Raw genomic sequence first — 21,877 nt, 5'->3', positions numbered from 1 at the left:
TCGTTTTTTCGCTTTTATGTTCTGCCATCAGCACCACGGCCTTCGGTCAATCTGAAACGGCACAATCCTGCCCGGCAGACGGGCAAAACGGCCCTGTAATGCTTCATGAAACGTGGATTTTGGATGGCTGGGAACGTGCCCCGGGTGATCCGGCTTTTGTCTTTGCCAAAAAACTCGCCCGCTATTACGACCTCGAAGGTCCCGGTGTTTTTTATGACGACCTTGCACCGGACGGCAAGACCGCCAGACGTGCAATTGACTACGGAGCCCTGTGGGAGGGACCGTTTAACAATATGCGCTCCGCCCACCACGCAATATCGGATGGCCCGGACGCCATCATTGGCAATAGCGTTGCCTCAACGACACTTGAATTTGTCGCCCGGCTCGAAGCACGGGATGGCGCGGTTACCGCGATCCGGGATCGTTCCCAACTCGGTTGGCAATGCGATGGCAATCGCTGGGTCATTCGTCATGAGCACAACTCGGCCCGGATCGTCACCGAAGCTGAAATTGCCCCCTATTTCCAACAGACAGAGGAACAATCTGGCATGAGCGAAATACAGCCTTCACCCTATATCGGCATGTGGGTTACCGCAGACAATCATGTCCGACAGGAACTTAGGCCCGACGGGCGGTACGCAGAAGCACGTGGCAATCGCGAAAACGCCTATACCGGCCGTTACGAGATCGAAGGCAACCGGATCGAATACTGGGATGATTCCGGTTTCACAGCCGACGGCGAATTTATCGATGGCATTCTACATCACGGCGGCATGATCATGCACCGACAGGAGAACAACCAATGAAACGTACATCCGTTTTGACCCGATACATACCGTCCCCGATCCGGTTTGGTACTGGCCTTTTCACTATCGTTTTGCCGATACTTTTAACCAGTCCGGCATCGGCATCGCAAACCGCAACACCAAACGCGGCCGCGCTTGAACAGCAGGATAACAACCGGGATATCGTTCGCCGTGCCTTCGACGCATGGGTGGCAGGCGAAAGCGTGTTCGGGCAAATTCTTGCCGATGATGTTGTCTGGACCATCCATGGCTCTGACCCTGTTGCTGGCACTTACACCAATCGTCAGGATTTTGTGGAACAGGCTGCAACGCCACTTGTCAGTAGGCTTGTAACACCGATCAAACCTGTTGTTCACGCGATCTGGGCCGACAACGATATGGTGATTATCCGCTTCGACGGTAGCGCCACCACCACCACCGGAACGTCTTATGAAAACCAGTTCGTCTGGATATTCAAAATGCAGGAAGGTCTGGTTATCGAAGCCGAAGCTTTTCTTGATCTCGCAGCCTATCGCGAGGTCGTCGACAACAATCCGGTGAAAACCGAATAAAGCCGGCCACGTAGCCCAGATTTCCAAATGTGAAAAGCATGCGTTGACCTGCATGCTTTTCACCATCACTCAGACAGAGGTTAAGACAAACGGTTGTTTCAGTTCCGACGGGCCGCCTCAAATTCTCGCATCAGGGTCACAAGAAGCTCCGCTGCGGGCATCGCACGCGCCAGTGGCGCGCCTTGCCCGGCCCATTGCGCGCCAAAGCCGTCTTCATCTTTGGCCTTGGCAGCAGCGTTCAATGCTTTTCCCGCGTCATAGGCAATCGGATAGGATGGAACTGCCGCATCCAGCGTATCTTTCAGCGCCGTAAAGCGGTTTGCAATCGCGCGTGCCGGACGGCCGGAAATCAACGATGTCAGTTGCGTATGATATGCCCCCGCCCCCATCAGCGCACGGCGATATCCCTCATCGGCCAAGGATTCCGGACACGCGATAAAGGCCGTACCCAATTGGGCGCTCACAGCACCAAGATCAAGGGCGGCGGCAATACCCGCCCCATCCATGATACCGCCCGCGGCAATAACCGGCAGCTTGCAATCACGCACCAGCAAACGGGTCAGTGCGACAGTGCTCAAACAATCATCATGCGCATCCGGGTCAAAAATACCGCGATGACCACCGGCCTCGATGCCTTGGGCAACGACCACATCAATACCAGCAGCCTCGATCTTACGGGCTTCGTCCAGACTGGTCGCAGTTGCAAACAGCATAATTCCGGCCTGCTTTAGCACCGCAATCACATCTGCCGACGGCAATCCGAAATGTAAACTGACCACAACCGGTTTCATCTCGATCAAAAGCGCCAGCATATCCTGATCTTCGACAAAGCTTTTATAGATGGTGCGTAAACCTGACGGTGGCGTTGCACCGAATTCGGTAAAATGCGGCCTTAAGGCATGAAGCCATGCAGCCTCACAAACCGGGTCCGGCTTTGGTGTTTCATGGACAAAAACATTGACGTTAAAGGCGCGATCCGTCCGGGCGCGAAGTTCTTCGATCATCTTACGCGCCGCCGTCGCGTCACTTGCGCCGACACCAATCGACCCCAGACCACCGGCATTCGAAACCACCGCCGCAAGTGCCGGGGTGGAAACCCCGGCCATCGGGGCCTGCACAATCGGCAATGTCATACCAAGCTTGTCCAGCATTTCAGTCCTCCAGAATGCCCTGCCCGTGTCGAGGCAAACATTCTTCACAATTTCAGAATTAAGATTGACATATATTCTTAAATAAAGAATATAAATTCAAGTAAATTCCGCATTGGAGAATTATGATGGATCTTGCGTCGCTGGCGGTTTTTCGTACCGTTGCCAAAGAACAGGGCATTACCCGTGCTGCCGAACTGCTTGGCCGGGTGCCATCCAATGTCACCACGCGTGTTCAGCAGCTTGAAACGGAAATCGGTGTTGCCCTGTTTCAACGCGATAAAAAACGCATGATCCTGACACAGGAAGGCGAAACCTTTCTGGAATATGCCGACCGCATCCTGAACCTTGCCGACGAAGCACGCCAGGTGGTCAATCCCTCGGCCCCAGCCGGAACCCTGCGTGTCGGTTCGATGGAAAGCACCGTCGCCAGCCGCCTTCCCGTTCCACTCGCTGCCTATAACAAGGCATTCCCCGACGTCACGATTGAACTATCAACAGCCCCAACCCGACAGCTTGTCGATGGCCTTCTGGCCCGCCGCATTGATTGCGCACTGATTGCGATACCATCGGGGGAATGGTGGCTGGAACCCGGAACACTTGATACCCGCGCCCTGTTTCGCGAAGAACTTGTATTGCTTCTCCCACCAGGACATCCCGATATTCTTAGCGCCAGCGACATCCAGCCAAATTCACTGGCGGCCTTCGCACCGGGTTGTACCTATCGAGCGTTGGCCGAAGAATGGCTTACCGGGTTCGGATCCATCAGGGAACATTTCGCGGTTCAGGAAGTCGGATCTTATCACGCGATGTTTGCCTGCACCGCTGCCGGATCATGCATCAGCATCATGCCGCGCAGTGTCGTTGATCTTATGCGTCATCTTGGCCTGGTCAGGGAACATCCCCTGATGAAGGTTGATACCTTTCTGGCCTGCCGTCCGGGTTTTGATACCCCGGCATTTTCGGAATTCCGCAAAACGCTTGAAACGGCATCCGATATCAAAAAATAAACGGGTGGCAACAATCGTTGCCACCCGTTTTGGAAATCCCGAACTTATGCCGACAGCTTGCTGTCCAGACCGCCCTTGGCGTTCAGCGCCATAAGTTCGTCGCAGCCGCCGATATGTTCGTCATTGATGAAAATCTGCGGCACGGTATGACGGCCATTCGCACGATCCATCATTTCCTTTTTGCGACGCGGTTCCATCATCACATCAATCAGTTCGTATTTGGCACCCTTTTCTTCCAGAAGCTTGCGGGCACGCTTGCAATAGGGGCACCATTCGGTGGCGTAAACTTCGACTTTTGCCATCTAATCATGTTCCTTTTCGTCAGGCCGCGACCCGTGCGACAGCGCATGCTTTTGCACCCCGGCACCGGGCTACGACCGGTAAATCTTGTTGGATGACCGTTCTATAACAGATATTTCGCAGGGCGTCATCGCACCACCCGTGCAACCGTGATCAGGCGCACTTGCATGGCTCCGGCACGCTTTAGAATCCGCGCACAGGCATTGGCCGTCGCCCCGGTTGTCAGCACATCATCGATCAAAACCACACGCGCACCGGCCAGCCCGATCCGTGCAGCAATCCTGTCATCCAGCCCAAAGGCACCGCCAACTTCACGCTTGCGCGACGATGCCCCCAAGCCACCCAGACTGCGTGTTTTTCTCAACCGCCGGAGTACCGTGCCATGCCACGCAATCCCTGTTTGCCGCGACAGGGATGCTGCCAGCAACCCGGACTGGTTATATCGACGCATCAAAAGCCGGGTCCGATGTAGTGGTACGGGAATTATCAGATCCGCATCACCCCAGAAATCCCGCCCCGCCAGCAACAGCCACCGACTTAAAAGCGGCGTCAGATCGGTGCGGTCCCCATGCTTGAACCGCAGCAGGTAATCGCGGCTGCCACCATCGTAAACCAGTGCCGCCCGCGCGGCATCAAACGCCGGGCTTTTTCGTAAACATTCACCGCACAGGGTGCCATCGCCCGCATCGTCGTTGCCACCATCATCACCGGCAATTTCGAACGGATACCCGCAACACGCACAAAGCGGATCGGAAATAAACCGAAGCCCGGCCCAGCAATCGGCACAAACCGCATGCACCGTATCGGTAACCATACCGCATCCGCCACAACGCGGCGGCAAAACGGTGCGCAAACCGATCTGCATCACATTGCCGACAATGCGACCAACCCGTGCTGGTAAAATCCCCAAACCCTGATCCCTGCCTGACGTCACATCCCCGATAATACCGCGCCCGATCCTATCACGCGTGATGGTTGAAACGATGCGCTAATTGATTCGCCTATCCGAACGCAGGCGATCCACCGCCAGATCGATAAAGGCCCGGACCTTGGCCGGGGCATGACGGCCTTCGGGATGGACGATATGGATCGGCAGTGGTTCAGGTTCATAATCAGACAAAACCACCTCAAGCGAACCATTCTCGATAAAGGGTACTGCCTGATAGGACAGCATCCGAACCAATCCCCATCCTTCAATCGCCGCCTTGCGGGCCGCTTCAATCGAATTGGTTTGCAGTCGTGCATTTACCGAAAGACGGTTGTTCTGATCTCCACCAAACTGCCAATCCAGCGGCGCCGATGATCCGGTTGACGCAACAACCCTGTGCGCCCCGATATCCGCGGGCCCCTGCGGCCTGCCACACCGTGCAAAATAATCGGGTGATCCGCAAATGATACGCCGTACCGTCCCGACCTTGATCGCACTCATCGATGTATCGGCCATATGCCCGATACGAATGGCAAGATCGATGCCTTCCTCGACAATATTGACAATGCGGTCAAACAACAGCACCCGACCGCGTACTTCAGGATACAAATCGAGAAATTCGGTCATCACCGGAAATATATACATCTGCCCGAACAGAACCGGGGCCGTGATGGTCAATGTGCCGCTGGGCCGGGCATAGGCACCGCCTGCAGCAGCCTCCGCTTCTTCCAAATCAGCAAGCAATCGCTTGCAGTCATCATAATAATTTGCCCCCGGCTCGGTCAGAGTGACGGACCGTGTTGTCCGTGTCAAAAGCCGGGCACCGGTGATTTCCTCCAGGAACGCGACTGCACGTGTGACGGCGGGCGGGCTTGATCCCAACTCCCGTGCAGCCGCGGCAAAGCTTTGCGCCTCGACAACGCGCACAAAAATTCTCATCGCCTGAAATCGATCCATGGTGCTTTTCCTGCACTGCCAACACATAATTCCATTTTACGGAATAATGAATTCCCGGAAAACCATATTCTATAAAACTAAGGAAACAGTCATGGTCATTGGCATCGCATCAACCTTGTATTTGAAGAAGGACTTGGAACAATGAAGCTGCATTATTTCCCCCTCTCGGGCCATGCCCATCGTGCCCACCTGTTTCTAAGCCTTCTGGGCGTTGACCACGACGTCGTGGTTGTCGATCTACCCAACGGTGCCCATAAATCTTCGGAATTCCTGAAACTGAACCCGCTGGGTCAGGTTCCCGTACTTGAAGACGGCGACGTGGTGATTGCCGATTCCATCGCCATCATGACCTATGTCGCCAAGAAATACGGTGCGACCGACTGGTTGCCCGAAGATGCCGAAAGTGCCGCCAAGGTCCAGAAATGGCTTTCGATCGCGGCAGGCCAGATTGCCTATGGCGTCTGTGCTGCACGTCTGGTCACGGTATTCAATGCCCCGTTCAATGCCGACGAAGTCATTGCACGCGCGCATGCCATTCTCGCTCATATTGAGGCCGCGCTTTCAGGCAATGAGTGGCTCGAACTGGACCGCCCGACCCTCGCCGATGTCGCGCTTTACAGCTATATCGCCAATGCGCCCGAGGGCAATGTTGATCTTGCCCCCTATGGCAATGTGCGCGCCTGGCTCAAACGGGTGGAAGCCCTGCCCGGTTTCGTGCCGTTCGAACAGACTTCTGCCGGCCTGCGCAAGTCGGTCTGATGGTCAGGGTCGGTCTTTCACCGTACTTGCCCCCCTGCACCAACTCGGTGATCCCTCTCCCCGGCCCGACCCCTTCTTTGTGTCGTAAAGGAAACTGCCATGAGCACGCCCTTGATGTCGTCTGCCCCCCTGCAATTTACCCCTTCTGGCACGGACACCAACAGCCCGTGGCACGAAGGTGAAATTCACATGCAGAAGCTGGTCGGGGTCAATGCCCGCATGGCCGAGGTTGGCAAACGTGTTCTGCGCGACCACCTGATCGAACAGCATCGCCAGTTTTACCCGCGACTGCCCTTTGCCGTGTTTGGCGCGGTCGATGAAAATGGCGACGTCTGGGCAACCCTTCGCGCCAACCATCCCGGTTTTCTGCATTCGCCCGATCCCTATCAGCTTGCGGTCAATATCCCGCGTGATCCGGCTGATCCGGCCGATGCCGGGATGGATGATGGCAAGGCAATTGGCATGATCGGGATTGAACTGCACACAAGACGCCGCAACCGTCTGAATGGCACGATCGCGCGTTCATCTGATAGCGGTTTCGCAATCCGGGTCGGGCACAGCTATGGCAACTGCCCGCAATATATTCAGTTGCGTGATTTCGAGTTCACCCGCGATCCACTTTCGCCTCAAACCGGTTCGCGGGCGGATTTGGAAAGCACGTTGAATGATAAGGCGCGCGCGATGATTGCCGCGGCCGACACCTTCTTTGTTGCAACCTATGTCGATCGTCCGGGTGAAAAGCGCGAGGTTGATGTTTCACATCGTGGTGGCAAACGCGGATTTGTCCGCGTCGATGCCGATGGCAGCCTGACCATTCCCGATTTTGCCGGAAACCTGTTTTTCAATACGCTGGGAAATATCCTCGCCAATCCCAAGGCAGGCCTTGTCTTTACAGATTTTGCCACGGGCGATGTCCTGCAAATCACCGGCGATGCCGACGTCATTATCGATGGACCGGAAATTGCCGCCTTTCAGGGGGCGGAACGTTTGTGGCGGGTTTTCCCTCGCAAGGTCGTGTTGCGCAAGGCCGCCCTTCCGATCCGCTGGCGCGATCAAATCGACGGGGCATCCCCCAACAGCCTTCTGACCGGCGACTGGGAAACGGCGGAACGCAAGATCGCGTCGATGAAAAATGCGATTATTTGGAAAAATTTCAAAATCGCGCGGATTGTGAAGGAAAACAGAATAATCAAATCCTTCCATCTCGAACCGCTCGACGGGACTGGAACCCTGCCGCACAAAGCCGGGCAGCACCTGCCGATCCGGGTCACGGTGCCCGGCCATGACAAACCGCTGATCCGCACCTATACGCTTTCAAGCGGCCCGTCCGACAATAGCTATCGCATCAGTGTGAAGCGCGAAGGCTTGGTTTCAAGCCATTTGCACGACCATCTTTCCGAGGGCGACGCGATCGAGGCCCGCGCGCCTGCTGGTGATTTTTCAATCGACGCCCATGTCAAACGCCCGGCAGTTCTGATTGCGGGCGGGATCGGTATTACGCCAATGATCTCGATGTTGCGCCATGTCGTTTATGAGGGGCTCCGCACCCGCGGCTTCCGGCCGACATGGCTGTTTTACGCCGCGCGCACCCTTGAAGACCGGGCGTTTGATGACGAGCTGGTCGAACTGGTCAAAGCAGCCCAAGGCAACATTCGCCTTGTCCGCGTCCTTGGCGATCCGACCAATGCAGAACCACGCAAGGATTACGAGGCATCCGGGCATATCGATATGAATTTGCTGCGCTCCCTGCTGCCGTTTGACGATTTCGATTTTTATCTGTGCGGTCCGCCGCCTTTCATGCAGGCGATATATGATGGTTTGCGCGGCCTTAACATCACCGATACCCGCATCCATGCCGAGGCATTCGGCCCCGCATCCCTGCAACGCAGACACGACAGCCAACCCGATTTGCCGGAACTGGCACCGGCAAGCCTCACGGAAACTAAGGTCGATTTTTCAAGCTCGGGCCAAAGCACAATCTGGAAGCCGGGTGATGGCAAAACCCTGCTGGAACTGGCCGAAGATGCCGGATTGGCGCCAGAGGCAAGCTGCCGTGGCGGGAATTGCGGCACCTGCCGGACCAAAATCCTGCAAGGAAACGTGACCTATAAAACCCGGCCATCGGCCAAAACCGCTGCGGACGAGGCATTGATCTGCTGTGCCGTGCCCGCGGCAGTGGAAGATGACAGCAATGAGCCACTTGTTCTGGCGCTTTGATCCGGTCTTGGATTGCAAGGGCGGGCGCGACGTTCTATCTAGGTCGTAACTTTTAAAATGACTTTTGACGGAGCTTCCCGCCCCATGGCCGATCCGATCACCGTTTTTGATCGCCACATCCTGAAACTGCGCCGCGACCGCGCGGCAAAGCGCGCCAGTGAATTCAATTTCCTGTTCGCCGAAACCGCCGAACGCCTTGCCGACCGGCTTGACGACACCACGCGCACATTCCCGCTGGCGGTTGATCTTGGCTGTCACAATGGCGAGCTTGGCCAGATCATCGGTGCACGTGGCGGGATCGAAACCCTGCATCAATGTGACATTTCATATGGTTATGCGCAGTCAGCCAAAATGCGCAATGAACGCACCACATTCGTTGCCGATGAAGAATTCCTGCCGTTTGGCGATGGATCACTTGATCTGATCCTTTCGAACCTGTCGCTACACTGGGTCAATGACCTGCCCGGTATGCTGCTTCAAGCACGGCGTGCGCTTAAACCCGACGGCCTGTTTCTGGCCTGCCTGCTGGGCGGCGATACGCTGCGCGACCTGCGCGAGGCACTGATGACGGCCGAGGCCGAAGAAGAAGGCGGAGTGTCGCCCCGCGTATCCCCCTTTGTCGATGTTCGCGATGCCGGGTCGCTGTTACAGCGCAGCGGCTTTGCCCTGCCGGTGGTCGATAGCGACGATATCACCATCGATTATCCCGATGCCCTGAAACTGATGCGCGATCTTTCGGGGATGGGCGAAAGCAACCTTGTCGCCATCCGGTCCAAAAAATTCACCAAACGCAGCACATTGGCCCGTGCCGCGGCAATTTATCACGAACGTCATGGTCGCCCGGATGGCCGCGTTCATGCCAAATTTCAGGTGATCTACCTTACCGCATGGACCCCGGACGAAAGCCAGCCAAAACCGCTGCGTCGTGGCACCGGTCAGGTCAGCCTTGTCGATTTTCTGGGTGACGTGCCAGACAAGCCCGATCCAGCCAAAAGCAATTAGTCACAAATTTTGATTTAACCGATCAAAAACAAACAGTTACCGGAATTTGACATGCTCCTTCCTTCTCCCCTGATTCAGGGCAAGCTGATCAAACGTTACAAACGGTTTCTGGCCGATATCGAGCTTGAAAATGGCGACATGATCACCGCCCACTGCGCCAATCCGGGCGGGATGATCGGATTAAAGGAAGCAGGGATTGATGTCTGGCTATCGCAATCAGACAATCCGAAGCGCAAACTGAAATACAGTTGGGAACTGTGCCTGGTTGGCGGTGCGATGGTTGGTATCAATACTGCCCATCCCAATGCAATTGTCGAAGAAGCGATACTGGCAGGCAAGGTGCCCGAACTGGCCGGGTATGAGACGCTGAAACGCGAAGTCAAATATGGCAAAAACTCCCGTATCGATATTCTGTTATCCGATCCGGTCAAAGGGCTTTGCTATGTCGAAGTCAAGAACGTCCACCTGAAACGCGATAATGCCGTGCCGGGGCTGGCCGAATTTCCCGATGCGGTGACTGTGCGTGGGGCAAAGCATCTGGACGAAATGGCGGACATGGTCGCAGACGGGCATCGTGCCGTGATGTTCTATCTGATCCAGCGCGATGATTGTGATCAGTTTGCCCTGGCATCGGATATCGATCCGCAATATGCCGCGCGCTTTGCGGCTGCCACCAGTGCTAAGGTCGAAGCGATTGCCTATGACTGCGTGATTGATGTCAAGACACCGTCGGTCACCGTAAACACCACACTTCCAATCCTCGACATCAGCGCAAAGTGACGGCGTCCTTGCCAATTTCGCCCTGTCCGATTATGTCATTGAACTATGTTGCGACACAGCGACCATTGAATTTACTGCCGAACCAAGGAGATTTCGGGTGGCGAACGGAAAAGTAAAACTGCACGGACCCGAAGCATTCGAGGGGATGCGCGCCGCCGGACGGCTGGCTGCGGAAGTGCTCGATTACATTACACCTTTCGTTGTCCCGGGCGAAACGACCGGCAGACTTGACCAATTGTGCGATGAATATATTCGCGACCATAATGCGGTTTCGGCCTGCCTTGGATATCGCGGTTTTCCGAAATCGATTTGCACCTCGATCAATCATGTTGTCTGTCACGGGATCCCCGGCGACAAGAAACTGATGAATGGCGACATCATGAATATCGATGTCACCGTCATTCTTGATGGCTGGTATGGCGATACATCGCGCATGTATATTGCAGGCACGCCCAAGGTAATGGCGCAGCGCCTTGTCGATGTGACCTATGAAGCATTGTGGCGCGGCATCAATGCCGTCAAGCCGGGGGCGACCCTTGGCGATATCGGTTATGCGATCCAGAGCTATGCCGAAAGCGAACGTTTTTCGGTTGTGCGCGATTTCTGCGGTCATGGGCTGGGTCAGGTTTTCCACGATGCGCCAAATGTCCTGCATTATGGCCGCCCAGGCGAAGGACTGGTTCTGGAACCCGGCATGATTTTCACCATAGAGCCGATGATCAATCAGGGTACCTATACCTGCAAAATCCTGCCTGATGGCTGGACAGCTGTAACGCGGGACCGCAAACTGTCCGCACAGTTCGAACATTCGCTTGGCGTCACCGATGACGGGTTTGAAATCTTTACCCGTTCGCCCGCCGGGCTTGAAAAACCACCATACGATATCAGTGCAGCCGCCGAATAAGGCCGCGAACGAGGGGGAAGCGGATTTGAGCGAAACAGAAGATCGCAAAGCTGCTTCCCGTCCTGACGCGCCGATTGATGCTCAGATTGATGACGGCGCACAGGTCTTTTTCGATCAGACGCGCGATGCCGTCCCGGTCGGACAAAGCGGCCAGTTACCGGCATCCCCAACCGACGCAAAGTCCGCCAAACCGCATTATCACGGCCATCGCCAACGCTTGCGCGAACGGTTCCTTAAAGGCGGGGCAAATGCGCTTGCCGAGTATGAATTGCTGGAACTTCTGCTATGCATGGCGATGCCGCGCGGTGATGTCAAACCACTGGCAAAATCGCTGATTGCGCAGTTTGGCAGCTTTGCCAATGTTCTTGCCGCCCGGCCCGAGGATTTGCAAAAGGCCAAGGGGCTTGGTGATGCCGGAATTGCCGCGATCAAGGTCGCCGAAGCCAGCGCGCAGTATCTGGCGCGTGAACGCGCGATGGAATTACCCGTGATCGCTAGCTGGGAACAGCTGATTGATTATTGCCGGGTGCGGCTGGGCCATCGCAAGACCGAAGAACTGCACCTGCTGTTTCTGGATCGCAAGAACCGGTTGATTGCTGATGAATGTCATCAGACTGGCACGGTCGACCACACCCCGGTTTATCCGCGTGAAGTGATCAAGCGCGCGCTGGAACTGCATGCCAGTGCGATCATTCTGGTTCACAACCATCCCAGCGGCGACGCCACGCCATCGCGCGGCGATATCGACATGACCCGCAAGATCATCGAGGCGGCCAAGGCGATGGAAATCACTATCCATGACCACATCATCATTAGCCAGGCCGGATATAATTCGTTCAAAACCCTTGGCCTGATCTAGGATCACAGCCATGCCCCATATCGGACTGGTCGCCCTTGTCGTGGCGGATTATGACGACGCCATTGATTTCTATGTCAACAAGGTCGGTTTCGATCTGATCGAAGATACCGATATGGGCAACGGCAAACGCTGGGTCATTGTCAGCCCGAAGGGTGCATGTGAAAGCCGCCTTTTGCTCGCACAGGCATCGGGCGAAACACAAACCGCTGCCATCGGCAATCAAACCGGCGGGCGGGTTGGCTTTTTCCTGAATACCGACAACTTCGCCCGCGATCATGCCCGGATGAAAAAGGCCGGTGTCATGTTTCTTGAAGAACCACGATATGAGCCATATGGCACCGTTGCTGTATTTGCCGACCTTTATGGCAACAAGTGGGATTTGCTGGAACTCAAAATCCAATCAGCAGAAAGCTAAGCCAGACAAGCCCCCCTGATGACCATAATCAAAGGGTAGCGTAGCCATAAAAACACCGTACGCCGGCAGAAACCGCCAGAAATCCGCTACAGATGCCAATGATCAGCATGGCTACAAGCGTCATCCCCACACATAAGCGGATAAACCACATCATGATCCTCCCGGGATTCATTCTGGCAGATAACAAAGGGCGGGTCGGCCCACTGGACGTGACCGACCCGCCAGAAACCGGCCGCCTGAATTTGGGGGGCAGGAGACCGGTGCCTGAACCCAGAGGTCAGAAGTTGTAAACCAACCCCAGACCGATGCTGTAAACATAGTCATCATCAATCAACGGACTGTCGGTATAGCTGTCAGGCAGCAATTCCACCCCACCGGTCCCAAGCAGAACGATACTTTCGGTAATCGGATAGGTCACAGAAACGTCAAGATGTGGGATGAAGGCAGCATCCGCATCATAGGCGGCCCGGTCACTTCTGACTTCGGAGCCGCTGACACCGACATGGTAGTTTGCCAGCTTATCGCTTTGCCAGCGTACCCCGCCACCCCAGTCGAATGTTACATTCTGCAAATCCATCGGGATGGTATAGGTGAGGTCAAGTTCATGACCGTCATGGGCGTCATTAAGATCGGTCAGGTAATAGGCTCCGACCTCCCCCCGCCACAGGCGGCTGGTGAAACCGATCCCGGCTTCATAGGCCATGTCGCGTTCATTCATACCGCGCAGATAGTCACTATCGCCATTTTCAAACGGCTCCATGCGAAGTGCACCAAGCACGTCAAGACTGGCAAACTCGTTTTGCCATGCGGTGACAGATATCCCATCGGTCCCGATATGCAGCCGATCCGCATCATAGGCCAAAAGCGGCAAAGGATCTAAATCGACGCTGTCCGCACCGCGATAAGGATTGCTCTCAACCTGGCCATATGCCCCGAACTGCCAGACGCCGCCAAGCCACGGATCGGCTTCGTCCTGTTTGGGATTGACCTCTTCGCGCAGGATGTCCCTTGTACCTTGCTGCGCATTGGCCGAGGTGCTGATAAAAAGCAGAAGCGCGCTTGCGCATAATCCGGTCCCCAACAGGATCAAACCGTTCCCGACCAGATTCGAAACTCTATAAAAACTCATTTTGTCCGATCACCCTTGTATCAGTTTTGGTGATCCGACTATGCCGATCCGCCCTGTGCATGGCGTCCGGCTCTGTATCCTCGAACCTGATTTACACACCCCAAAGGTACGAATGCACATTCGTACGCGCTAAGTGTTTGTATTTAATATTTTCTCATCCCGGTACGCACTGGGAGTTTTGCCGGTGATTTTCTTGAAAGCCAGATTGAAAGTTGATTTCGAATTAAACCCGACACTGATTGCGATATCGAGGATCGTGCGATCCGGCTCCTCGATCAGAAGGCGGGATGCCTCGTTTGTTCGGACCTCATTGACGAAATCAAAGAAGCTTTTGCCTAGATGCTGGTTCAGGACATAGGAAAGCTGGTTGGGTGTCACGCCAACCGCATTGGCAAGTTTCGGCATGGTCAGAAGCGGATCGAACATCAATTCGCGTGCGGCAACGATACGATCCAGTTTTGCCCGTATCCGGCTGACATCATTGGAATCGACCTTGCGCGCCAGAACGGATCTGCGCTTTTCTTCGTCACTTTCATGGGTGTTTTCAACCTCGTCACGTTCGGGCTGAACGAACAATGCCGGGTTCACTGCAATAACGTGACACATCCGGAAGAACACCAGAACGAAGGTCGCCTTCACGCCGAGCTGTAACCATTCACTGCGCGAAACGATGGTATCAAAAAGATTGATCAGCGTGAAAAGGGTAAAAATCACACTTAACCCGACCAGCAGTTCCAGCACCCAACGCCGGAGTCCTTTCTGATCCACTTCAAGCTGCCGACTGGCATCCTGTAGATACCGAACCGCAACATGCCAAACCCGGAACATATAACTTGCAAACTGAAGACAGAATGTCGTTATCAGCAAAATCAGCAGCACATTAAAGATCTTACCCTGCCGAAAATCCAGATCGACATTGATTTCCTCGATGGTCACCCCAGACAAAGAAGTGTCAGGACCGAGCAAGTACACCACACCCATCATCACCACCGACACAGGAAGCATGACCGCAAAATGCCATGCGGGCCTGACAGAAGGTTTCCCCGATATTTCCAGAAAATACAGATAGATAGCCGGGATGAAGGCAAAGTAGAAAGGGGTAAAGACGGGGGCTAGATACAGATTTACAAGCGGACTGACCATTGTATCGATAATGTCATCCGCAAAGCTCATTCCCACAGCCACCGCGAATATCATCAGCCAGCGATTGGCCCGAAATGCGCGCCTGCCCTCGCCCCGCAGAAGAACAACCAGAAAAATGGTCTGGGCCGCACCGAGGGCCGAAATCAGCAGCAGCAACAAGTCAATCGGTTCCAACATTCATGCGTCCGTGATTTGCGGTGATACGGGAGGGATATCCGAATTCCGGCCAAGACTAGTCAGGATATCGGGCTACTGACCAGTGCTACACTGCGAAATGGTCTCCGATCGATAAACACTTGGCGTTTTGCCGGTAGTTTTCTTGAAAGCCAGATTGAAGGTGGATTTGGAATTGAACCCGACACTGATTGCGATATCGAGGATCGTGCGATCCGGCTCCTCGATCAGAAGGCGGGATGCCTCGTTTGTTCGGACCTCGTTGACGAAATCAAAGAAGCTTTTGCCCAGATGCTGGTTCAGGACATAGGAAAGCTGGTTGGGTGTCACGCCGACCGCATTGGCAAGTTTCGGCATGGTCAGAAGCGGATCAAGCATCACATTCCGATCTGTGACAATCCTTTCAAGCCGGGTGCGAATGCGTTCTATATTGGAAACGTCTACAATTGCACGCGACATTGGGGCGTTTTGGTCATCAGGCTCTTGTGCGGGACCATGACGCACAGATAGATCGTCAAAAACGCCGCCTTCGGTTTCCGGCTGCACAAAAAGCGCAGGATTCTGCGCAATCACCTGGCACATCCGGAAAAAGACAAGCACAAACCCCACCTTGACACCAAGCGACAGCCACTCCGCCCGCGACACAAACAGATCGAACAGATTGGTCAGGGTAAAGACAGTAAACAACACAGTCATGCCGACAAGAAGTTCCGTCACCCACCGGCGCAGCCGTTCACTATCGGCCTGAAGCTGCCAGTCGGCCTGTTGCAGATAACGCCGCGCACACCGCCAGATGCCTGTCATGTAAACGGCAAACAGGACACAAAACAGAATCACGATGGCCAGCAACACCATATCGGCAAGCCCCGTTGCCGAAAACTCGATCTGCAAACCGGCATCACGAATATGACCATTGTTGGCGATCATACGCGCACGTTTCAGGTAGACCATAAGCCCGATGGCCGCAGTAACCGGCAGCAGCACCAGAAAATGCCGATATGGTCGTGGAGCCGGATCGCCGGAAATCTCCCGGAAATACAGATAGATCGACGGGATCAAGGCAAAAAAGAATGGCGCAAAAACCGGGACAAGATACAGGTTCGTCAGCGGGCTGATCATCGGATCGAACGTATCATCGATAAAACTCATGCCGACAGAAAATCCGAATACCATCAGCCATCGATTGGCCGTAAATGCCCGTTTCCCTTCATCCATCAGCAGGACAATCAGGAAAATCGCCTGTGCAGTTCCAAGAACCGAAACGATCAGAAAAAGAAGATCAAGTGTTTCAAACATTCATGTGTCCGTCGCTTGCGACGATAAAGGTTACAACAGCGATATCATACCCACGCTCCCCCGCTGAAAAGCAGAAAACAGCCCTATGGTGCAGTGTTACGCTGCGACATGGTTTCTGATCGGTAAACACTGGGTGTTTTGCCGGTGATTTTCTTGAAGGCAAGATTGAAGGTCGATTTCGAATTGAAACCCACACTGGTCGCGATATCAAGGATCGTGCGATCCGGTTCATTGACCAGCAAGCGGGATGCCTCGTCCGTCCGGGCTTCGTTGATGAAGTCAAAGAAGCTTTTGCAAAGATGCTGGTTTAAGACAAATGAAAGCTGATTGGGTGTCGCCCCTACAGCGGTCGCAAGCTTTGGCAGGCTGACTAGCGGATCGAAAAGCAGATCGCTTTTAGCTTTTATATCGTCAAGTCGTTTACAAATTCTGCTGATTTCGTCGGCATCTACCAGATTGCGAGGCGCAAACCGGGTTTGCTTCGTCCCGGTTGGAAAGAAGACGTCAGTGCTGTTGTCCATTACTATCTCTTGCGCCCCGTCCCATTCCGCCTGAACGAACAGAGCCGGGTTGGCCGCAATCAGGTGACATAGACGCAAAAACACCAGAACAAAACCAGCCTGGACGAACACAACCGACCAGTCACTTTCCGTTGTAAAGATTTCGAGTATGGTGGTCGCAGCAAAAATCACAAAGATGATGCTGATACCGATCAGAAGTTCGCGAACCCAGCGCCGCAGGGCTTTTTCATCTGCCCCCAACTGTTCCCCGGCCTGACGCAAATATCGATAGGTAACCCGCCACGTCCGCACCATGTAAATCACGACTTGCAGATACAGCGCGAAAATCACGGTTAAAAGGATCATCCCCAGGACAAAATGATCCTCAAGTTCCAGTTCGATCTCGCCCTCGCCAACAATCAAATCCTGAAAATTTTGCAAAATCAGAAAAACCGAAACAACCAACGACACGAATACCGGCAGGATGATCGCGAAATGCAACAAGGGCCGCCTTGCGGAATGCCCGGCGATTTCGCGGAAATACAAAAATATTGCGGGCATTAGGACAAAGGTCGCCGTCAGGAACACCGGGATCAGATACAGGGTTATCGACGGTTCCAGCAACACATCAGCCAGATCTTCAACGAAGCTGAGGCAGACCGCGATGATGAAAACAAATAACCAGCGATTGGCACAAAAGGCACGTTTCCCCTGGTGATACAGCAACAGCAGCAGGAACATCCCCTGTACCAAACCGACAACCGCAATCAGCAACAGACAAAGTCTGGGTGTTTCGAGCATGGTGGCATCACATCATCTGGCTTTAATGTTTCCCGCATCAGGAAAGACTGCCTGGCGGCACTACCTGATTTCGAGGCCCGAATAGAAGAAGGGCAAAGTTGCAAAATGCCTAGCCCGGCAATACCGATTTCACAACGGAAAATTGTATGGCACTGAAATGGCATATCGCCGGGAGGCGTCCCGGGCAAGATAACTGCCGGAAGCCCGCGGCTTCACCAAAACGGAAAACATCAACCACTCATTTTCGCGCCAAGATACTGATTCTCGTTAGTTTTGATGCAAAAATATGCAACCTTTCCCATCGCCCGATTCGTAACCAGTTGTTTTCACCGCCAACCCTTTGAATGTGAACTATTTCACATTTCACGCATGTAGCGTCCAGCCTGCGACACGAGGCATGACGTTACGCATGAAACGGTTTTGCAGGCTCTGGTTGAAGCCTTCTGCTACCGAACAATCATTGGCAATTCATCCAAATTTCGCAAAGTTCCATCAATAAATTACCCATATCACGCAAATAATCACCAATTGTTTTAGGTTTGTGGAATCGTGACTTGCAGATTACGCATGTCAGTCTCAGTATTTTTGCGTACGTACTTTCAGGGAGTACGTCGACAACAAAGCAAAATGGATGAGGGAGACATTACACATGTCAAAACACGCGAAGACCGCAAACGGTCTCGTGAAGGGATTGCTTAATTCCTCGCGGGCGTTTGTGCTGGGTACGGCATTGCTTGCCGGGTCCATGACCATGCTGTCGACCACACATGCGCAGGCGGAAAAAATTCTGCGTGTCGGCAATGACGGCGAACCGCAATCGATGGACCCGCATTATATCTCGACGGTTCAGACCAGCCGTATTTCGGACGATATGTTCCTGGGTCTTCTGACCTATGGCCCGAATGGCGAGCCGGTCCCGGGTGCAGCCGAAAGCTGGACCGTTTCCGACGATGGCATGACTTATACCTTTAAAATTCGCGACCATAACTGGTCGGACGGTGTTCCGGTCACGGCACAGGATTTCATCGCGGGCTGGAACCGCCTGCTTGATCCGTCGACCGGGGCGGAATATGCGTCCCTGCTTTATATCATCGAGGGTGCAGAGGCTGTTAACAGTGGCAAGGAAGGCGCGAAAATCGCCGCCACCGCACTGGATGACAAAACCCTGCAGGTTAAACTGACCGCACCTGCCCCCTACTTTCTGGCCCAACTGACCCACCAGACCGCTTTCCCGATCCCGCAGCATGCGGTTGCCAAATTTGGCAAGGATTGGGTCAAGCCGGAAAACATTGTGGTCAACGGCCCATACAAACTGACGGAATGGCTGCCGAACGTTCATACCAAGCTTGAAAAGAACCCGGAATTCTATGACGCGGCCAATGTGCCGATCGACGAGGTGATTTATTACACCCACGAAGATCGCACCGCGATGCAGAACCGTTTCCGTGCCGGTGAACTGGACGTTGCACGCGACATCGCATCCGAACAGATTTCCTGGCTGCGCGATAACCTCGCCGATAGCCTGCGCATCGTTCCTTATGCCGGTATCTATTATTATGCGATCCGCACCGACAAGGACATGTTCAAGGATGCGCGCGTGCGCAAGGCATTGTCGATGGCGATCAACCGCGAAGCCATCACTGATTCCGTCCTGAAGACCGGCGAACTTCCGGCTTATTCCTTTGTCCCGCCGGGAACCGGCAACTACGGCGAACCGGCCTATATTTCGTGGAAAGATCTGCCCTATAACGAAAAACTCGAAGAAGCCAAAAAGCTTCTGGCCGAAGCAGGTTACGGTCCGGATAATCCCCTTAAATTCACGCTTCGTTACAACACGTCGGAAAACCACAAACGTATCGCGATTGCGGTTCAGAACATGTGGAAGCAGATCGGCGTTCAGGCCGAACTGTTTAACACCGAAGGCAAAATCCACTATGCCGACCTGAAAGTCGGTAATTTTGAAGTGGCACGCGCTGGCTGGATTGCTGATTACAACGACGCACAGAACTTCCTGTTCCTGGGCGAAGAACGCACCGGCCCGCTGAACTATGCCGCATTCGACAATCCGCGTTTCAACGAACTGATGCTTGAAGCCGAAAAGGAAGGCGACCTTAAAAAGCGTGCCGAACTGATGAAGCAGGCCGAAGCCATCATGATGGAAGCGCAGCCCTACGTTCCCATTTACTATTATGTCTCGAAACAGCTCGTCTCGCCAAAGATCGAAGGCTGGATCGATAACGCCCCGGATCGCCACCTGACCCGCTGGCTCGACATCAAAGAGTAAACGCCGGAGACCTTTGCCGCAGGTCCGGTCAACGGGCCTGCGGCATTCCACCGGCCCCCAATGGGGATGAGAGAGAATTATGTTATCTTACGCCATCCGGCGCCTGATGATCGCGATCCCGACGCTGTTCATCGTGATTACGGTTGCCTTTTTCATGATGCGCATCGCACCGGGCGGACCGTTCGACCAGGAACGTGCACTGCCGCCGGAAATCGAAAAAAACATCAAGGCCGCCTATGACCTTGATAAGCCGCTGATCGAACAATACACGATCTATATCGGTAAAATCCTGCGCGGCGATTTCGGCCCCTCGATCAAAATTCGCGATTTCTCGGTCGCCGAACTGATCATGGCCGGGGCGCCTGCTTCGATGCAGCTTGGCCTGTCGGCGATCTTCCTTGCCCTGATATTCGGGGTCGGTTTTGGCACCTATGCGGCACTCCGGCAAAACAGCGCGGTTGATTTTGTCGTGATGGGCGTTGCCATGGTTGGCATTGCCATTCCGAACTTCGTCATGGCGCCGCTTCTATCGCTTGTGTTTGGTCTGTATCTGTCGATCCTGCCGACCGCGGGATGGGGCGATGGCGGCATTGAATACAAGATTTTACCGATCATTGCCCTTGCCCTGCCGCAGATTGCCTATATCGCACGCCTGACACGCGGCTCGATGGTCGAAGTCCTGCATTCCAATTACATCCGCACCGCACGCGCCAAAGGTTTGCGCGAAAAGCTTGTCGTGAACCGGCATGCAATCAAGGGAGCACTTCTGCCGGTTGTGTCCTATCTCGGCCCGGCGACGGCGGCGGTGATGACCGGCTCTGTGGTCATCGAAACCATCTTTGGCGTGCCCGGTATCGGGACCTATTTCGTCAAGGCCGCGCTTAACCGCGACTACCCGCTCGTGATGGGTGTGGTAATCGTCTATGCGGTGATGATCATCTTTCTGAATTTCCTGGTCGACACGGTTTATGGCCTGCTCGATCCCAAGCTGAAGTCACGCTAATGATGAACAAGGATCAAAAAACTGCGATGCTCCAGGCGGCAGGCGCCCCCGGAGAAATCGAGGGACGCAGCCTGTGGCGCGACGCCCGTATTCGACTGTTTCGCAACAAGGCCGCCGTCGGCTCGATGATCATTCTGGCGATCATCACCCTGATGGCGATTTTCGCCCCGCTGCTCAGCCCGTTTGCCTATGACCAGATCGACTGGGGCTATATCCAGGAAGGCCCGAACTGGGAAAACGGCCATATCCTTGGCACGGATGGCAATGGCCGCGATATTTTCATCCGCATCCTTTATGGCGCGCGCGTATCCCTTGCGGTTGGCTTGCTGGCAACGGCAGTCTCCCTTGTGATCGGGGTGACCTATGGCGCGGTTGCCGGTTATTTCGGCGGGCGTATCGACAACATCATGATGCGGTTCGTTGATGTGCTTTACTCCCTGCCCTTCATGTTCTTTGTGATAATGCTGATGGTGGTGTTTGGCCGAAACATCTTCCTGATCTTTGTTGCCCTTGGTGCGGTTGAATGGCTGACCATGGCACGGATTGTCCGCGGGCAGACGCTGTCGCTTCGGCGGCGCGAATTTATCGAAGCTGCCCATGCGACGGGTGTTTCAAACTTCAAGATCATTTTCCGCCATATCATCCCCAACGTTCTGGGACCGGTCATTGTTTACATGACGCTGACCATTCCGCAGGTGATCCTGACCGAAAGCTTCCTGTCGTTCCTGGGCCTTGGTGTGCAGGAGCCGCTGACAAGCTGGGGCGTTCTGATTTCCGAAGGGGCGAAAGTGATCGAAGCGGCGACCTGGATGCTGATTTATCCGGCGATATTCCTGGCACTGACGCTGTTCTGTTTCAACTTCATCGGCGACGGATTGCGCGACGCCCTTGACCCGAAGGACAGATAGGCA

Annotated in this window: 21 protein-coding genes; 13 read left to right on the top strand and 8 right to left on the bottom strand. The window is 54.4% G+C overall.

Annotated features, from left to right (window positions below; all coding sequences use genetic code 11):
• The first annotated feature begins 98 nt into the window (after window positions 1–98).
• Both AUP42_RS21950 and AUP42_RS20125 read left to right on the top strand, forming a co-directional pair.
• Window positions 99–806 carry an Atu4866 domain-containing protein gene (locus AUP42_RS21950; protein ID WP_231858367.1) on the top strand — a complete coding sequence of 236 codons (708 nt, stop codon included), beginning with the start codon at window positions 99–101 and terminating at the stop codon, window positions 804–806.
• Window positions 803–1,357, top strand: a complete 555-nt coding sequence (locus AUP42_RS20125; protein WP_082824867.1) for a nuclear transport factor 2 family protein — start codon at window positions 803–805, stop codon at window positions 1,355–1,357. Before AUP42_RS21950 ends, AUP42_RS20125 begins: the two co-directional genes overlap by 4 nt.
• A gap of 98 nt (window positions 1,358–1,455) precedes the next feature.
• On the opposite strand, the gene AUP42_RS20120 is transcribed toward AUP42_RS20125, so the two are convergent.
• On the bottom strand, window positions 1,456–2,508 hold the full coding sequence (locus tag AUP42_RS20120) for an NAD(P)H-dependent flavin oxidoreductase (protein ID WP_062953373.1): 1,053 nt from the start codon (window positions 2,506–2,508) through the stop codon (window positions 1,456–1,458).
• A 122-nt stretch (window positions 2,509–2,630) separates the two neighbouring features.
• Here AUP42_RS20120 and AUP42_RS20115 point away from each other — a divergent pair, with 122 nt between their 5' ends.
• A complete protein-coding gene (locus AUP42_RS20115) occupies window positions 2,631–3,515 on the top strand; it encodes a LysR substrate-binding domain-containing protein (RefSeq protein WP_231858366.1) in 885 nt (294 codons plus the stop codon).
• Between the two features lie 44 nt (window positions 3,516–3,559).
• Here the strand turns inward: AUP42_RS20115 and grxC are convergent, their stop codons facing one another.
• The 3 genes from grxC to AUP42_RS20100 form a co-directional block, all read right to left on the bottom strand.
• A complete protein-coding gene (gene grxC, locus AUP42_RS20110) occupies window positions 3,560–3,817 on the bottom strand; it encodes a glutaredoxin 3 (RefSeq protein ID WP_062953372.1) in 258 nt (85 codons plus the stop codon).
• Between the two features lie 125 nt (window positions 3,818–3,942).
• Window positions 3,943–4,725, bottom strand: a complete 783-nt coding sequence (locus tag AUP42_RS20105; protein WP_062953371.1) for a ComF family protein — start codon at window positions 4,723–4,725, stop codon at window positions 3,943–3,945.
• 78 nt (window positions 4,726–4,803) lie between these two features.
• A complete protein-coding gene (locus AUP42_RS20100) occupies window positions 4,804–5,700 on the bottom strand; it encodes a LysR family transcriptional regulator (protein ID WP_062953370.1) in 897 nt (298 codons plus the stop codon).
• A 141-nt stretch (window positions 5,701–5,841) separates the two neighbouring features.
• Here AUP42_RS20100 and AUP42_RS20095 point away from each other — a divergent pair, with 141 nt between their 5' ends.
• The 7 genes from AUP42_RS20095 to AUP42_RS20065 all read left to right on the top strand — a co-directional run bounded on the left by AUP42_RS20095 (window position 5,842) and on the right by AUP42_RS20065 (window position 12,636).
• The gene (locus tag AUP42_RS20095; RefSeq protein WP_062953369.1) at window positions 5,842–6,459 is read left to right on the top strand and encodes a glutathione S-transferase family protein; all 618 of its coding nucleotides are present in this window, start codon (window positions 5,842–5,844) and stop codon (window positions 6,457–6,459) included.
• A gap of 99 nt (window positions 6,460–6,558) precedes the next feature.
• Entirely contained in the window at window positions 6,559–8,676 is a 2,118-nt protein-coding gene (locus AUP42_RS20090) for a pyridoxamine 5'-phosphate oxidase family protein (protein WP_082824866.1), read from the top strand.
• An 84-nt stretch (window positions 8,677–8,760) separates the two neighbouring features.
• Window positions 8,761–9,678, top strand: coding sequence for a methyltransferase domain-containing protein (locus AUP42_RS20085; RefSeq protein ID WP_062953368.1), 918 nt, complete (start codon window positions 8,761–8,763; stop codon window positions 9,676–9,678).
• 51 nt (window positions 9,679–9,729) lie between these two features.
• Window positions 9,730–10,458, top strand: coding sequence for a DNA/RNA nuclease SfsA (gene sfsA, locus AUP42_RS20080; protein ID WP_062953367.1), 729 nt, complete (start codon window positions 9,730–9,732; stop codon window positions 10,456–10,458).
• Window positions 10,459–10,555: 97 nt separating this feature from the next.
• The gene (gene map, locus AUP42_RS20075) at window positions 10,556–11,362 is read left to right on the top strand and encodes a type I methionyl aminopeptidase (protein ID WP_062953366.1); all 807 of its coding nucleotides are present in this window, start codon (window positions 10,556–10,558) and stop codon (window positions 11,360–11,362) included.
• A 25-nt stretch (window positions 11,363–11,387) separates the two neighbouring features.
• Window positions 11,388–12,221 carry a RadC family protein gene (gene radC, locus AUP42_RS20070; RefSeq protein ID WP_231858365.1) on the top strand — a complete coding sequence of 278 codons (834 nt, stop codon included), beginning with the start codon at window positions 11,388–11,390 and terminating at the stop codon, window positions 12,219–12,221.
• 10 nt (window positions 12,222–12,231) lie between these two features.
• Window positions 12,232–12,636 (top strand): VOC family protein, encoded by a 405-nt coding sequence (locus AUP42_RS20065; protein ID WP_062953364.1) that lies wholly within the window; start codon window positions 12,232–12,234, stop codon window positions 12,634–12,636.
• Window positions 12,637–12,913: 277 nt separating this feature from the next.
• Here the strand turns inward: AUP42_RS20065 and AUP42_RS20055 are convergent, their stop codons facing one another.
• The 4 genes from AUP42_RS20055 to AUP42_RS20040 all read right to left on the bottom strand — a co-directional run bounded on the left by AUP42_RS20055 (window position 12,914) and on the right by AUP42_RS20040 (window position 17,679).
• Window positions 12,914–13,765 (bottom strand): MipA/OmpV family protein, encoded by an 852-nt coding sequence (locus tag AUP42_RS20055; RefSeq protein ID WP_062953362.1) that lies wholly within the window; start codon window positions 13,763–13,765, stop codon window positions 12,914–12,916.
• A gap of 129 nt (window positions 13,766–13,894) precedes the next feature.
• Window positions 13,895–15,085, bottom strand: coding sequence for an AraC family transcriptional regulator (locus tag AUP42_RS20050; protein WP_062953361.1), 1,191 nt, complete (start codon window positions 15,083–15,085; stop codon window positions 13,895–13,897).
• 72 nt (window positions 15,086–15,157) lie between these two features.
• A complete protein-coding gene (locus tag AUP42_RS20045) occupies window positions 15,158–16,378 on the bottom strand; it encodes an AraC family transcriptional regulator (protein WP_062953360.1) in 1,221 nt (406 codons plus the stop codon).
• An 83-nt stretch (window positions 16,379–16,461) separates the two neighbouring features.
• The gene (locus AUP42_RS20040) at window positions 16,462–17,679 is read right to left on the bottom strand and encodes an AraC family transcriptional regulator (RefSeq protein ID WP_062953359.1); all 1,218 of its coding nucleotides are present in this window, start codon (window positions 17,677–17,679) and stop codon (window positions 16,462–16,464) included.
• Between the two features lie 649 nt (window positions 17,680–18,328).
• Between AUP42_RS20040 and AUP42_RS20035 the strand changes: the two genes are divergently transcribed.
• The 3 genes from AUP42_RS20035 to AUP42_RS20025 all read left to right on the top strand — a co-directional run bounded on the left by AUP42_RS20035 (window position 18,329) and on the right by AUP42_RS20025 (window position 21,874).
• Window positions 18,329–19,963, top strand: a complete 1,635-nt coding sequence (locus tag AUP42_RS20035; protein WP_062953358.1) for a peptide ABC transporter substrate-binding protein — start codon at window positions 18,329–18,331, stop codon at window positions 19,961–19,963.
• Window positions 19,964–20,042: 79 nt separating this feature from the next.
• Entirely contained in the window at window positions 20,043–20,966 is a 924-nt protein-coding gene (gene oppB, locus AUP42_RS20030; RefSeq protein ID WP_062953357.1) for an oligopeptide ABC transporter permease OppB, read from the top strand.
• Between the two features lie 26 nt (window positions 20,967–20,992).
• A complete protein-coding gene (locus AUP42_RS20025; protein ID WP_062953445.1) occupies window positions 20,993–21,874 on the top strand; it encodes an ABC transporter permease subunit in 882 nt (293 codons plus the stop codon).
• Window positions 21,875–21,877 lie beyond the last annotated feature (3 nt).

Source organism: Thalassospira lucentensis (assembly GCF_001613805.1).
In the GTDB taxonomy this organism is placed as follows: Bacteria; Pseudomonadota; Alphaproteobacteria; order Rhodospirillales; family Thalassospiraceae; genus Thalassospira; species Thalassospira lucentensis_A.
Note: the sequence above shows the minus strand (reverse complement) of the source record. Positions and strands in the feature narration are given on the sequence as shown.

Coding starts and splice junctions, on each gene's coding strand:
- AUP42_RS20025 (WP_062953445.1), top strand. CDS start 20,993: ATGCTCCAGGCGGCAGGCGCCCCCGGAGAAATCGAGGGACGCAGCCTG.
- AUP42_RS21950 (WP_231858367.1), top strand. CDS start 99: ATGCTTCATGAAACGTGGATTTTGGATGGCTGGGAACGTGCCCCGGGT.
- AUP42_RS20040 (WP_062953359.1), bottom strand. CDS start 17,679: ATGCTCGAAACACCCAGACTTTGTCTGTTGCTGATTGCGGTTGTCGGT.
- AUP42_RS20050 (WP_062953361.1), bottom strand. CDS start 15,085: ATGTTGGAACCGATTGACTTGTTGCTGCTGCTGATTTCGGCCCTCGGT.
- AUP42_RS20065 (WP_062953364.1), top strand. CDS start 12,232: ATGCCCCATATCGGACTGGTCGCCCTTGTCGTGGCGGATTATGACGAC.
- AUP42_RS20125 (WP_082824867.1), top strand. CDS start 803: ATGAAACGTACATCCGTTTTGACCCGATACATACCGTCCCCGATCCGG.
- AUP42_RS20095 (WP_062953369.1), top strand. CDS start 5,842: ATGAAGCTGCATTATTTCCCCCTCTCGGGCCATGCCCATCGTGCCCAC.
- AUP42_RS20085 (WP_062953368.1), top strand. CDS start 8,761: ATGGCCGATCCGATCACCGTTTTTGATCGCCACATCCTGAAACTGCGC.
- AUP42_RS20115 (WP_231858366.1), top strand. CDS start 2,631: ATGATGGATCTTGCGTCGCTGGCGGTTTTTCGTACCGTTGCCAAAGAA.
- AUP42_RS20045 (WP_062953360.1), bottom strand. CDS start 16,378: ATGTTTGAAACACTTGATCTTCTTTTTCTGATCGTTTCGGTTCTTGGA.
- sfsA (WP_062953367.1), top strand. CDS start 9,730: ATGCTCCTTCCTTCTCCCCTGATTCAGGGCAAGCTGATCAAACGTTAC.
- AUP42_RS20090 (WP_082824866.1), top strand. CDS start 6,559: ATGAGCACGCCCTTGATGTCGTCTGCCCCCCTGCAATTTACCCCTTCT.
- AUP42_RS20035 (WP_062953358.1), top strand. CDS start 18,329: ATGTCAAAACACGCGAAGACCGCAAACGGTCTCGTGAAGGGATTGCTT.
- AUP42_RS20100 (WP_062953370.1), bottom strand. CDS start 5,700: ATGGATCGATTTCAGGCGATGAGAATTTTTGTGCGCGTTGTCGAGGCG.
- grxC (WP_062953372.1), bottom strand. CDS start 3,817: ATGGCAAAAGTCGAAGTTTACGCCACCGAATGGTGCCCCTATTGCAAG.
- AUP42_RS20120 (WP_062953373.1), bottom strand. CDS start 2,508: ATGCTGGACAAGCTTGGTATGACATTGCCGATTGTGCAGGCCCCGATG.
- oppB (WP_062953357.1), top strand. CDS start 20,043: ATGTTATCTTACGCCATCCGGCGCCTGATGATCGCGATCCCGACGCTG.
- AUP42_RS20055 (WP_062953362.1), bottom strand. CDS start 13,765: ATGAGTTTTTATAGAGTTTCGAATCTGGTCGGGAACGGTTTGATCCTG.